Source organism: Collimonas antrihumi (genome assembly GCF_018304965.1).
GTDB lineage: Bacteria > Pseudomonadota > Gammaproteobacteria > Burkholderiales > Burkholderiaceae_D > Collimonas > Collimonas antrihumi.
In genome coordinates this window covers 68,590-80,706 of sequence record NZ_JAGQED010000013.1, presented here as the reverse complement: position 1 = coordinate 80,706, position 12,117 = coordinate 68,590, and the positions used below count along the sequence as shown (strand labels likewise).

The following is a 12,117-nucleotide window of genomic DNA, read 5'->3' as shown; positions in this document are numbered from 1 at the left end:
CTTGCGTTTGTCACGATGTTTGTGACGATTTGAATAGGGGTACTGCCGGTTCGAGCCCTGCTTCAGGCTCGAACCGTAAAACACTTGCAACTAATATCTAGCGGATATCAGATCTTAGATCTTGCCAACCAGGTCCAGCGATGGTGTCAGAGTCGCTTCGCCTTCTTTCCACTTGGCTGGGCAAACTTCACCTGGGTGCGATGCAACGTATTGCGCTGCCTTGACTTTGCGTAGCAGTTCCGAAGCGTCACGGCCGATGCCGTTGTCGTGGATTTCGTACAGCTTGATCAGGCCTTCTGGATTGATCACGAATGTGCCGCGCAGTGCCAGGCCTTCTTCTTCGATCAGGACTTCAAAGTTGCGCGACAGAGTTGTAGTCGGGTCGCCGATCAGCGGGTAGTTCACTTTCTTGATCGCGTCCGATGTGTCGTGCCATGCCTTGTGAGCGAAATGGGTATCGGTCGAGATGCCGTAGATTTCCACGCCCAGTTTTTGGAATTCAGCGTAGTTGTCGGCCAGGTCTTCCAACTCAGTTGGGCAGACGAAAGTGAAGTCGGCCGGGTAGAACACGAATACAGACCATTTGCCCTTCAGGGTGTCCTGAGTGACTGGAACGAATTTGCCATTGTGCAGGGCAGTTGCCGAGAACGGCTTAATTTGGGTATTGATCAGAGACATAGTGTTTTCCTTACTAAGTGCTGGGTTGAGAAGTCTAGGTAGCAACGATAAACCAGGTTGGTCCATTTGTATAATTGATTTAATTTTGTGTTTCGATTTGAAATAACTATCGATAACAGATTAATTCCTCCTCTGAGTGCATTTTGCCTTGGTACAAATCATGCTTTCCAGGCAATCAAAAAACTGACCAGAAATGAATGGACGCTATATCGGCCCATAAGTTTAAGCAAACTGCTCCGATTAGCAAATGCAACGCAATGTAATGAACGGGAAATATTTCCAAAATATAATTTCCGCCCGGAACGCCCTCAAAAAGTGCGTGTTAGTGGTGCCAGCTTCTTACCAAGATCAGCCCCGTAAATATTTCCGAAAGTTATCATGCATAAAAAGATGCGTTTGCCCGCCTTGAACGTCCTGGCCGCAGTGGCCGCACTGGTCGTTTCAGCCTGTAGCAGCAACGGTGGCAGCAACCTGGAGGTTACCATTCCGGAGGGCACGGTACTCAAGCTGGCATTGCTGGAAACCACCGACATCCATCAAAACGTCCTCAGTTACGACTATTACGGCTTGAAGGCTGATACCAGCCTCGGCCTTGAGCGTACCGCAACCCTGATCAAAGGCGCGCGCCAGGAAAATCCCAATAACCTGTTGCTGGACGATGGCGACGTTATCCAAGGCACGCTGCTCGGCGATTACCAGGCGGTTGCCGCGCCGGTTACCTGCAGCGGCACGTTGGCGGTGCATAAGGTGATGAATGCCTTGCAGTACGACGGCGCCGGCATGGGCAATCATGAATTCAACTACGGCCTGGATTTCCTTAGCCAGATCACCAATACCGACTTCGGCGTTCCGGGCGTGCAAAAAGGCAGCAACTGCGGCGCGCCGAATTTCCCGCTGGTGTTATCCAACGTGGTTGGAGTCGCATCGGGCAAGCCGATCTTTAATCCGTATGCGCTGATCGCCAAACAATTCACAGCCACCAAGCCTGATGGCAGCACCATGAATGTCGCACTGAATGTCGGCATCATCAGCTTTGTGCCGCCGCAGATCATGGATTGGGACCAGAAGAACCTGGCCGGCAAGGTGATGGTCAACGGCGTGCAGGAATCGGCGCTCAAATATGTGCCGGAGATGCGCAGCAAAGGTGCCGACCTGGTGGTCGCCCTGTCGCACGGCGGGCTGGATGCTTCGCCGTACAGCCCCAAGATGGAAAACGGCAGCTTGTATCTTGCCACCACCGGCATCGACGCACTGATGCTGGGTCATTCCCACCTGATTTTCCCGCAAGCGCGTGAAGCCGGCGCGCCAGCCGTCGATGCTTCGTTGTCGGCCTTGCCGAGTAATCTGGTGGATACCGGCAAAGGTTTGGTCAATGGCATTCCGGCAGTGATGGCGCAAAGTTGGGGGCGCCGCCTGGGCATCATCAAGATGGTGCTGAAATATCAAGGCGGCAAATGGGTGGTGCAAAAAGACCAGACCAATGTTGAAGCGCGCGGCTTCAAATATACCGACGGCAAGACCAACATCAATGCCGATCCTGCGATTGCGCCGCTGGTCGCCGCCGAGCATCAAGCCACGCTCTCCTACGCCACGCAGCCGCTCGGCACCACGACCGATTTCGAGATGTCGGCCTATTTTTCGCTGGTCGGCGATGTTAGCGCGATCCAGATCATCAACCAGGCGCAGATCGACTATGTGAAGAATTTCCTCGCCAATTCCACCGATCCGGTACTGGCCAGCTACAAGGCGATCCCGGTGATTTCCTGCAGTGCGCCGTTCAAAGCCGGCCGCAACGGTCCGACCGACTTTACCGATGTCGCTCCGGGTGCATCCCCGGCCGCGCCATTCGGTTTGCAAGTACGGAATCCGGGTGATCTGTACTTATATGGCAACAACAACCTGCAAGCGGTGAAGATCAAAGGTTCCGACCTGAAAAAATGGCTGGAAACCGCGGCGAAACAGTTCGCCATGATTGATCCGGCCAGCACTGCCGAGCAAGACCTGGTGCCGTCCTACTCGACGATCTTCAACTACGACGTGTTCTATGCCGAAAACAACGCGATGCAATATCAGATCGATGTCACCAAACCTGTCGGCAGCCGCATCAGCAACCTGACTTATGCCGGCAAAGCGGTGGCTGACGCTGACGATTTCATCGTCGCCACCAATGACTACCGTGCCGGTGGCGGCGGCAATGTGCCGGGCATCGACGGCAGCAAGACCATCATCAAATCGCCGGACGCCAACCAGGCGGTGGTCAGCGCTTATCTGAAAAAGCAGGGCAAGATTACCAACGCAACAAACGGCAGCGGGCAAAGCTGGAGCTTCGTCAAGGTGACCACTCAAGGTCCGGTCATCCTGCGCTCGGCGCCGGGCAAGTTGCCGGTTGCGCAAGCGCTAGGCTTGAGCCGGGTGAAAGCGGAAGGCGCGCTGGATGCCAGCGGGTTTGCCAAATACGCAATCGACTTGAGCAAGTGATGGGAAATAAAAAATCGCATCTGATTGCAGTTTTACTGGCTACGACCGCCTTGGGTGCATGTACGCAGAGCCAAGACATGGGACCAGACAATGCCCGCATCGAATCGGTGGGTTTGCTGGCCTTGCACGGCCGCCAGGCAAGTGCGATTGCCCAACTGCGGGTCTGGGCCGTCGCAGGCCGGCCGGTGGCGCAACGTGAACTGGCGTTGGCGCTGGCTTCGCTTCCTGAGGAATCCACTCAAGCTGGCGCATGGCTGCAGAACGCGGCAGCCGCAAATGATATTGAAGCGCAGTTTCAGCTGGGGCAAGCCTTTTATCAAGGTGGCCTGGGGTTCCAGCTTGACTACGGCCAGGCCTGGAACTGGTATGAGCGCGCGGCCACATCAGGCAATGCAAAAGCCAGTTTCATGCTGGCCCGCATGGCGAAATATGGCGAAGGCGTGCCACGCGATCTCAACCATTCGGCCAAATGGCTGCTGGAGGCGAGCGTCCAAGGCAATGCGCAGGCGATGTTCTTGCTGTCGAACGCCTATGCCGCAGGTGAAGGCGTAGAACAGAACCCGCAGTTAGCCCGCGATTGGCTCGAACGCTCGGCCGCAGGTGACTTCCCGGTAGCGATACAGGCGCTGGCCATGAGCCTGGAAAGCGGCGACCAGCATGCCAAACCCGATCCGGTGCGCGCTCGCCATCTGATAAAGGAAGCCACCGACGAACGCAGCATGCGCTGGAACAATTACCAGTAGGGTGGGCACCCCGTGCCCACGCGGACCGTGATAACCGGAGCGCAGGCGCAAGCGGCATCGAGACGAGCATGTACGTAGAGGAAGTTCACGCGTGGGCACGGGGTGCCCACCCTACAGAGAGTAGAATTAGCCAGGAACCTGTGTGCCGATCCGGCGTCAAATGCCGGCTTCATCCGCACACACCTGACCTGCTTCTCCATGAGGAATTTTCATGCTTTTGTCATTACGACGCACTTTCGTTGCCGCCCTGTTCCTCACCGCCACACAGATTACCTTCGCGCAAACGCCGAAAACCGTCGTCCTTGAAGACTTGACCTGGACCGAGCTGCGTGCCCAGATCGCAGCCGGCAAGACCACCATCATCATTCCCATCGGCGCCACCGAACAAAGCGGCCCCGACGTCGCGCTGGGTAAACACAACGCCCGCGTGAAGATCCTGTCGCAGCGGATTGCCGAAGGTTTGGGCAATGCACTGGTGGCGCCGGTGATCGCCTACGTACCGGAAGGCAGTTACGCACCGACCACATCCCACATGCGTTTTCCCGGCACCATCACGGTGCCGGACGATGTCTTTGAAAAGACACTGGAATCCGCCGCCAACAGTTTCAAGGTCCATGGCTTCAAGAACATCGTCTTTCTAGGGGATCATGGCGGTTATCAGAACGATATCAAGAAGGTGGTGGCGCAGCTCAACAAAGCCTGGGCCGGTTCGCCGGCGCGAGCTATCCTGCCGTCGGAATATTACGCTGCCAGCTCGGACGGCTATGCCCAAATACTACGCAAACACGGTTATCGCGATGACGAAATCGGCACTCACGCCGGGCTTGCAGATACTTCATTGCAGCTCGCCGTTGCGCCGCAGATGGTGCGCCAGGACAGCTTGCGCAATGGCCCGAAACTCGGGCTGGCCGACGGTGTCTATGGTGGCGATCCGCGCCGTTCAACCGCCGAGCTTGGTCAATTGGGGATTGATGCGATCGTGACGCAGACCATCAATGCTCTCAAGACGGCTACTGCCGCCCGCTAGATTTTTCCCAGTATTCGTTTACAGTTGCCACATACTCAGTTGCCACAAATTTAATCAAGGAATCTCTCATGGATTTTCAACCACGCCGCCTGTCGCGCCTTGCTTCCTCCATCAGCGTTGCGTTGGCTGCTTTATGCATCGCCGGCAGCGCATCCGCGGCGCCTGCTCCCGCTCCCGCGCCTGTATCTGCACCTGCAATTACTACGGTGCCGGGCATGCCGCCGGTGGTCAATCCGGCCAATCTGTACAGCGAAGCCGGCGCCGGCCATTTCAGCCCGGCGGTGGCAGGTGCGTTGCCACGGATCTACGTGCCGAATCTGCGCTCGAACGACGTCTACGTGATTGATCCTGCGACGTTCAAGGTGGTCGAGAAATTCAAGGTCGGTTTCAGCCCGCAGCACGTGGTCCCGGCATGGGATCTGCAAACCCTTTGGGTGGCTAACAATGCCGAAGGCCGGCCCGATGGCAGCCTGACCCCTATCGATCCGAAGACCGCGAAGCCGGGTAAAGAAATACCGGTGGAAGATCCCTACAATATGTACTTCACGCCCGACGGCAAGGAAGCCATCGTGGTGGTGGAAGCGCACGCCCAGCTGGATTTCCGCGATGCGCATACGATGGCCTTGAAGTCGAGCCTGTCGGTGCCGGAATGCAAAGGGATCAATCACGCCGATTTTTCCATCGACGGTAAATACGCCCTCTTCACCTGCGAGTTCGGCGGCCGCCTGGCGAAGATCGACCTGGTCAACCGCAAGGTAGTCGGCTACCTGCAACTCGACAAGAAAGGCATGCCGCAGGACATCCGTATTTCACCGGACGGCAAGGTGTTTTTTGTCGCCGACATGATGGCTGACGGCGTGTTCGTGATCGATGGCGACAATTTCACCAAGGTCGGCTTCATCAAAACCGGCACCGGCACCCATGGCCTGTACCCAAGCCGCGACGGCACCAAGCTGTACGTTGCCAATCGCGGATCGAACAAGATCCATGGCGCGCGCAATGGCAAAGGCAGCGTCTCGGTGATCGACTTTGCCACGCGCGAGGTGGTGGCCAACTGGCCGATCCCGGGCGGCGGCAGTCCAGACATGGGCAACGTCAGCGCGGATGGCAAGATGCTGTGGTTATCCGGCCGCTTTGACGATGTCGTGTATGCCATCGATACTACCAGCGGCGCTGTCAAAAAGATTGCAGTCGGGGCGGAACCGCACGGCCTCACCGTCTGGCCGCAGCCTGGCCGTTATTCGCTGGGCCACACCGGTAATATGCGCTGATCATGCCTGCGATAGAGACCTTTGACGTTGCCTACGAAAATTTCACGTTGAAAGGTGATTTTCATCCCGGCACAGGCACCTCAGGCACGTCGGCTTGCCATGCATTGATACTGCATGGCGCCGGCGGCAGCTCGCGCGCCACCGCCAGCCGCTCGGGGCTGCGGCCGGCATTGCAGGCGCGTGGCGTGGCGAGTACTTCTTTCGATTGCATCGGCCACGGCGAAACCGGAGGCCTGCTGCAGTACTCCTCGCTGAGTAGCCGCACCCGTCAGGCCGAGGCGGTGATCGCCGCACGCAATGTACCGGAACCGCTGGTGATATTCGGCAGCAGCATGGGTGCTTACAACGCCATCAAACTGACGCAAACGCACAAGGTCGGCGCCTTGATTCTGATTGTGCCGGGTGTGTATGAGCCTGCTGCATACGATGTGCCGTTCGGTCCGCAATTTTCAGAGATCATCCGGCGCGACCGCAGCTGGGCCGATAGCGATGCCTGGGCGATCCTGTCGGAATTCACAGGCAACCTGCTGATCATAGCCGCCGAACACGACGCCGTGATTCCGTTGGAAATACCGGAGCAGTTACTGCTGTCGGCGCGCAAAGCACGTTCGCGCCAGTTGCGGGTGGTGGCCGGAGCTGACCATCAGCATCTGTTTCCATTGTTGAGTCAAGAGCGTCCGGATGAATTTGACGAGCTGATGGGCTTGATTGTCGAGTGTGCCCAAGGTTCGTCGCCCCAGCCCTAGCGCGTAGGTCCCACAGTTTCAAGGCGTCATGGTTTCACGGTTTCATGGTTTCATGGTTTTACAAACGGCAACGCCGAAGATGAAGCGAAAAAATATCGATTCCCGATTTCCCGATCATGCGGGTGGCGTTTGAAGATGCTAAGCTGGATAATCCGGGCTGGAACGTTCCGCTCCGCAGCATGTCTGTTAGAGCTACCATTCAACTTATGAGACAACCATGCGCCTGTTTTTCCCTCTGATTGCAAGTCTCCTGCTGGCAGCTTGCGGCCATGTAACATCGCCCACTGGCGAAAGCGGGACCACCATTACCCCTTATGGCGTGATCGATACCGGTGTCACGCGCAGTACGAATCGCTAATTTCTCGACTGGAGTGCAGAATTGAAGCAACCCGTGAAACAAGATTTGAAGCAACACATCAACGCCAGCCTGGTCGAAGCGCAGCAAGCGCTGAATGCCTTGCTCGCTAACGACGCGGCACTGAAGTCTGTCGAACAAGCGGCTGACCTGTTGATCGACGTATTCGAACGCAAGGGCCGCGTGTACTCCTGCGGCAATGGCGGCTCCATGTGCGACGCCATGCACTTTGCCGAAGAACTGACCGGCCGCTACCGGCTGGATCGGGCGGCACTGGGTGCGACGGCGATCAGCGATGCCGGGCATCTCACCTGCGTCGGCAACGACCATGGTTATGACCAGGTGTTTTCGCGCTATCTCGAAGGGCACGGGCGTGCCGGCGATTGCCTGGTCGCACTGAGCACCAGCGGCACTAGCAAGAACATCATTCGCGCGGCGCAAACTGCGCGCGATCTCGGCATGCATGTGATTGTGTTGTCGGGCAAGCAGAGCGAGTTGCTGGCTTCTTTGAGCAGCGTCTATATCTGCACTCCGGGCGGTACATTCGCCGATCGCGTGCAAGAGCTGCACATCAAGGTATTGCACATCTTGATCGAGCTTATCGAGCGGCATTTCTTTCCAGAGAATTACGCCGGCAAGGCATAGCTTGCCGTCGAATCATATGCGCACAGCGCATTGGAATCTATCGGCAATCTACACTTCAACTTCAATCAAGCCAACGGTTCGGGTTTGCCTTCGCCCGGAACCGCCGCAGCGCTAAGCACGGCATCGCGCTTGTCCAGCAAATGCTGGCGCAGCACTGCCGCCAGCCGTTTGCCGTCGCGCGCTTCGAGTGCTTTTATCATTTCGTCGTGATCATGCGCGGCGCTATTCCATTTATGCGGCTGGAAATTCGATTTGAAGCGCAACGCCTGCAGGCGCCGGTTCAAGCCCAGGTAAGTCTGGCGCAGGACTGAATTGCGGGCGGCGTCATTGATCTTGTCGTGGATGGCCTGGTTGCGGCTGTAGTATCCCGGCAAATCATTCTGCGCCTTGCAGGCCAGCATCGCATAGTGCAAAGCCTTGATTTCAGCCAGTTCGACCGGTGTGATACGGTCGCACGCCAGTTCGCCTGACATTGCTTCCAACCCGCTCATCAATTCAAAGGTTTCCCAGATTTCGGTTTCCGACATCTTGGATACCGATGCACCTCGGTTCGGGGAAATTTCTATCAAGCCTTCGGCCGCCAGCACCTTGAGGGCTTCCCGCAAAGGGGTGCGCGAAATGCCCAGGGTTTCGCATAACTCGCGCTCGTTGAGTTTGGTCCCCGGCACCAAAACCGCTTCGACGATCAGGTTGCGCAAATGATCCACCACCGTGTCGTGCAGGCGTTGGCGTTCCAGTTTAGGGACCAGGGGAGCGGCTTTTTCCTCTTGTCCAGTTATCGCATTTTGCATTCAAAATCCTTCTTTACGCGTTTCGTCTATTTTAACATCAAATTTCCGGCGCCAGAATCAACGCCGCAGTGGCTGCCAAGGTGAATGTAAAAAAGGATTTAATGCGCTGAAAACTGGTATTTTTCAGGGATTATTAGCGGTTTAAGGTGAATTTCAGGCGATTTAAAACCTTTGCCAGAAGTCAGGTATTGCAAAAAAATGCCTTTACGATTGAAATTTTGACCGATAAAGTATTTTGAATGCTAAATACAATTAGTTAAAAGAGGCGTAAATGTTGACACTAGATTTCCATCCGGCCGGCCGTCATTCCTGCAAATCCCGGGCTCGAGTCCGGTCCCCGACCGGATCTTGCGGGCCATGAGTTATCCCACCATCGATCATCGCGGACCGGAATTCGGCGCGCTGGGTTTGCAGGTACTGGCGGGCATCAAGAAAATTTTCAAGACCGAGCAGCCGGTGGTGATTTATCCGGCTTCCGGCACCGGCTCATGGGAAGCGGCGTTGAGCAACACCATGAACCCCGGCGACACGGTACTGATGTATGAAACCGGGCATTTCGCCACCTGTGGCATGTTCCGTATCGGCCATCTGGGCGAAGCCAACGATCTGACCCTGATGGCGACATTGGCCGGTTGTGAAATGGGCTTGAAGCTGGCGCAGTCGGCCTATCTTTTTGAAGAATTCCTGGTTGAGGAAAAACAGGCATCAGATTCACGATGGCGCGGATACGGCTGCATTGCATGTGGCGCGGGTCTCGGCCTTGTCTTTATCGGGAAAAAGTTGAGTTGAGTTGATGCAACCTCAGTGGCAATTTCAGTTGAGCTCGCGCAGCCGGCTGTGCTTGGGCAGCCTGGCCGCCAGGTAGTCATGCTGGTCGGCCAGGACGTTTCTGCCGCTGAGCAGATAGTGCTCCGCACGGCATGGCACATAAGGCACATACAGCAGCGGGCGAAAGCTTTCCAGCGGCTTGTTGCCCTTTTCCTGGTTGCAGTCCTTGCAAGCGGTGACGCAATTCATCCAGGTATCTTTGCCGCCGTGGGAACGCGCATGGATGTGATCGCGCGATAGTTCGTTGTGGGGGAAGTGGCCGCCGCAGTAGGCGCAAGTGTAGCGGTCGCGTTTGAACAGCAGATCGTTGTGGTGGCCCAGCGGCAGTTCCAGGTGCAGCATGCGCGCCATGATGGCGCTGCCGGCGATGGCGATGATAGGTTTGACGGCGATGCGCGATTGCACGCCGGTGCGGGAGTAACCGCCGCGAAAGACGATGTCGTCATCGCCGAGTTCCCAAGCCACCTTCCCGCTCGCATAATAGAGCACAGCATCTTGTGGCGAAATCCAGTCGAACGGATTACCTGCGATATCCAGAGTCAGAATATGGGAATTCATTTTCTTCACCTTTGCCGCTGATTATAACCAGCATCCAGCTATTTCGGAAAGCATGTGCTTTTTCGTTGTTTTAGCTGGCAAATAAGCTGGCAAGCAAAGGTGAGGCGCATCAATCTTGGCATTCAGGCATACGGCGGCCCCTTGAGCTCGACCACATTACCCTCGGGATCAGTGATGTAGATCGAGGGGCCTTCTCCTTCCGCGCCGTTTCTTGAGGCAAGCTCGCCAGCTGCCACGCCGTTGGCGGCGAGGTGGGCACGAATCGCAGCTTCATCGAAGGGTTCGACGCGAAAGCAGAAATGGTCCAGGTTGCGGCCTTCCTTGCCCGGCGCGGCGCCGCCTGCGCTGCCAAGTTTGCCGTCTACCGGCACCAGGTCGAGCATGGCACTGCCGGCCCGAAGTTGCACCAGGCCAATGCTGTCCACTCGGCGGTCAATGCTGCACCCAAGCGCGTCGCAGTAAAAACCCAGCATCCGGTCAAGGTCGGTCACACGCAATACCAGGTGGTCGATTTCACGAATACGTATCATCTTGGCGCTCGCTCAAAAATTTTATTGTAGACCGCAAATCAACGAATCCGCGCAGCCCCTGTCTATTCTGGCAATGCAGTCTGAGGCCGCATTCATGCCGGCTTGCGCCATACCACCAGTTTGGATACGAACAGCTGCAGCACCTCGCCGCGCTGGTTGCGGGTCTCGCTGCGCAGCTTGACCATGCCGCGTTCCGGACGCGAGCGGGAAGGCGTAATTTCCATGATCTCGCTTTCCACATGCAGGATGTCGCTGGCGCGGGTCGGCTGCGGCCAGCTGATTTCGCCGCCGGCGCCGATGAGACCGTCTTGCAGCGGCATGCCGCTGGTGACCAGCAAGCGCATGGTGATAGCTGCGGTATGCCAGCCGCTGGCCGCCAGTCCGCCAAACATGGTGTTCTTGGCGGCTTCGTCGCTCAAATGGAAAGGCTGGGGATCGAATTGGCGGGCAAATGCGAGGATTTGCTGTTCGTCCAGTGCATGTTCGGCACTTATGAAGCGGTCGCCGACTTTAAGGTCGTCCAGGTACAGCGTGGGCTGTGAGGTGGGGTTGTTGGTGGTGCCGCTCATTACGGGTTCCTCGCTGTAGTCGAAGCTTGCTGTGGTCAAGAATCAAAGGCCAGGGGTACGGTGGGTCAGGTAAGTAACCAATAGTCATTTGAATGTGTGCTACCGAACAGATGTAATCTTACATGCCGTCTACAGTTTAATCATGATTGCGTCAGGCGCTGGGAGGTTATGGAAGCTCAGTCAGAAATGCGGGTTTATACATGTACTTTGCAATATGTAACTTGCAAAGTTATTTAATCGTTATTGCTTTGATGGAGAAAAAAATGCGAAAAAATTCCTCTTTCCCTTCCAAGGGACTTGCAGCTATCGCGGTCGCCATGGCCAGTCTCACATTTGCCGGTTGCACCACCACCATGCCGGGCCACGATGCAAGCTCCAAAACCAGCCGCACCGATATGAATGCGGGTGTGGATGTCACTTTATCCAAACTGTATCAGACCGCACCCGCTTCGCGCGAGCTGGTAGCCCGGGCCAAGGGCGTGCTGGTGTTCCCGGAAGTGCTGCAAGCCAGTTTTGTGCTCGGTGCTGAATATGGCAAGGGCGCACTGCGCGTCGGTGGCCGCACCGAAAGCTACTACAGCACCACGGCAGGTTCGATTGGTTTCCAGGCCGGTGCGCAATCGAAAGCGATCATCTTGTTATTCATGACGCAGGATGCTCTTGATAAATTCCGTAGCAGCAATGGCTGGACGGTGGGTGCTGACGCCACCGTGGCGCTGGCTAATATCGGCGCCAACGGCAGCATAGACACCAATACAGCGCAGCAGCCTATTGTTGGCTTTGTCACGACCAATGGCGGATTGATTGCCGGTGTATCACTGCAAGGCGCGAAGATCTCGAAGATTTCGCTCTAAATCAATACCGGTAAATCAGTACCTGCAATACTGTAGACGCAACA

General features: G+C 56.4%; 13 protein-coding genes and 1 pseudogene. 9 read left to right on the top strand and 5 right to left on the bottom strand.

What is annotated here, in order from left to right; translation table 11 throughout:
• Positions 1-114: 114 nt before the first annotated feature.
• Entirely contained in the window at positions 115-678 is a 564-nt protein-coding gene (gene ahpC, locus KHU29_RS12960) for an alkyl hydroperoxide reductase subunit C (RefSeq protein WP_092433366.1), read from the bottom strand.
• Between the two features lie 378 nt (positions 679-1,056).
• Here ahpC and KHU29_RS12955 point away from each other — a divergent pair, with 378 nt between their 5' ends.
• From KHU29_RS12955 to KHU29_RS12925, 7 genes are all read left to right on the top strand, one after another.
• Positions 1,057-3,156: a bifunctional 2',3'-cyclic-nucleotide 2'-phosphodiesterase/3'-nucleotidase gene (locus KHU29_RS12955; RefSeq protein WP_246541952.1), complete on the top strand. Its 2,100-nt coding sequence runs from the start codon at positions 1,057-1,059 to the stop codon at positions 3,154-3,156.
• Complete coding sequence (locus KHU29_RS12950; protein WP_211453211.1) at positions 3,156-3,899, top strand: tetratricopeptide repeat protein; 744 nt, start codon at positions 3,156-3,158, stop codon at positions 3,897-3,899. The genes KHU29_RS12955 and KHU29_RS12950 overlap by 1 nt, the downstream gene beginning before the upstream one ends.
• A gap of 211 nt (positions 3,900-4,110) precedes the next feature.
• Complete coding sequence (locus KHU29_RS12945; RefSeq protein WP_211453210.1) at positions 4,111-4,926, top strand: creatininase family protein; 816 nt, start codon at positions 4,111-4,113, stop codon at positions 4,924-4,926.
• Positions 4,927-4,994: 68 nt separating this feature from the next.
• Complete coding sequence (locus KHU29_RS12940) at positions 4,995-6,197, top strand: YncE family protein (RefSeq protein WP_211453209.1); 1,203 nt, start codon at positions 4,995-4,997, stop codon at positions 6,195-6,197.
• 2 nt (positions 6,198-6,199) lie between these two features.
• Positions 6,200-6,943, top strand: a complete 744-nt coding sequence (locus KHU29_RS12935; protein WP_211453208.1) for an alpha/beta fold hydrolase — start codon at positions 6,200-6,202, stop codon at positions 6,941-6,943.
• Positions 6,944-7,160: 217 nt separating this feature from the next.
• Entirely contained in the window at positions 7,161-7,301 is a 141-nt protein-coding gene (locus tag KHU29_RS12930) for a hypothetical protein (RefSeq protein WP_211453207.1), read from the top strand.
• 33 nt (positions 7,302-7,334) lie between these two features.
• Positions 7,335-7,943, top strand: a complete 609-nt coding sequence (locus KHU29_RS12925) for an SIS domain-containing protein (RefSeq protein WP_343216054.1) — start codon at positions 7,335-7,337, stop codon at positions 7,941-7,943.
• Between the two features lie 65 nt (positions 7,944-8,008).
• Here the strand turns inward: KHU29_RS12925 and KHU29_RS12920 are convergent, their stop codons facing one another.
• The gene (locus KHU29_RS12920; protein WP_211453206.1) at positions 8,009-8,734 is read right to left on the bottom strand and encodes a GntR family transcriptional regulator; all 726 of its coding nucleotides are present in this window, start codon (positions 8,732-8,734) and stop codon (positions 8,009-8,011) included.
• A 271-nt stretch (positions 8,735-9,005) separates the two neighbouring features.
• Between KHU29_RS12920 and KHU29_RS12915 the strand changes: the two are divergent.
• Positions 9,006-9,302 (top strand): annotated as a pseudogene (locus KHU29_RS12915) (serine--glyoxylate aminotransferase); the annotation flags it as partial.
• Positions 9,303-9,547: 245 nt separating this feature from the next.
• Here the strand turns inward: KHU29_RS12915 and KHU29_RS12910 are convergent.
• The 3 genes from KHU29_RS12910 to KHU29_RS12900 form a co-directional block, all read right to left on the bottom strand.
• Complete coding sequence (locus KHU29_RS12910) at positions 9,548-10,120, bottom strand: HNH endonuclease (RefSeq protein ID WP_211453205.1); 573 nt, start codon at positions 10,118-10,120, stop codon at positions 9,548-9,550.
• A gap of 122 nt (positions 10,121-10,242) precedes the next feature.
• Positions 10,243-10,650 carry a VOC family protein gene (locus tag KHU29_RS12905; RefSeq protein ID WP_211453204.1) on the bottom strand — a complete coding sequence of 136 codons (408 nt, stop codon included), beginning with the start codon at positions 10,648-10,650 and terminating at the stop codon, positions 10,243-10,245.
• A gap of 92 nt (positions 10,651-10,742) precedes the next feature.
• A complete protein-coding gene (locus tag KHU29_RS12900) occupies positions 10,743-11,219 on the bottom strand; it encodes a MaoC family dehydratase (protein WP_211453203.1) in 477 nt (158 codons plus the stop codon).
• A gap of 263 nt (positions 11,220-11,482) precedes the next feature.
• On the opposite strand from KHU29_RS12900, the gene KHU29_RS12895 reads away from it, so the two are divergent.
• Positions 11,483-12,073, top strand: coding sequence for a BPSL1445 family SYLF domain-containing lipoprotein (locus KHU29_RS12895; protein ID WP_211453202.1), 591 nt, complete (start codon positions 11,483-11,485; stop codon positions 12,071-12,073).
• The last annotated feature ends 44 nt before the right edge of the window (positions 12,074-12,117 follow it).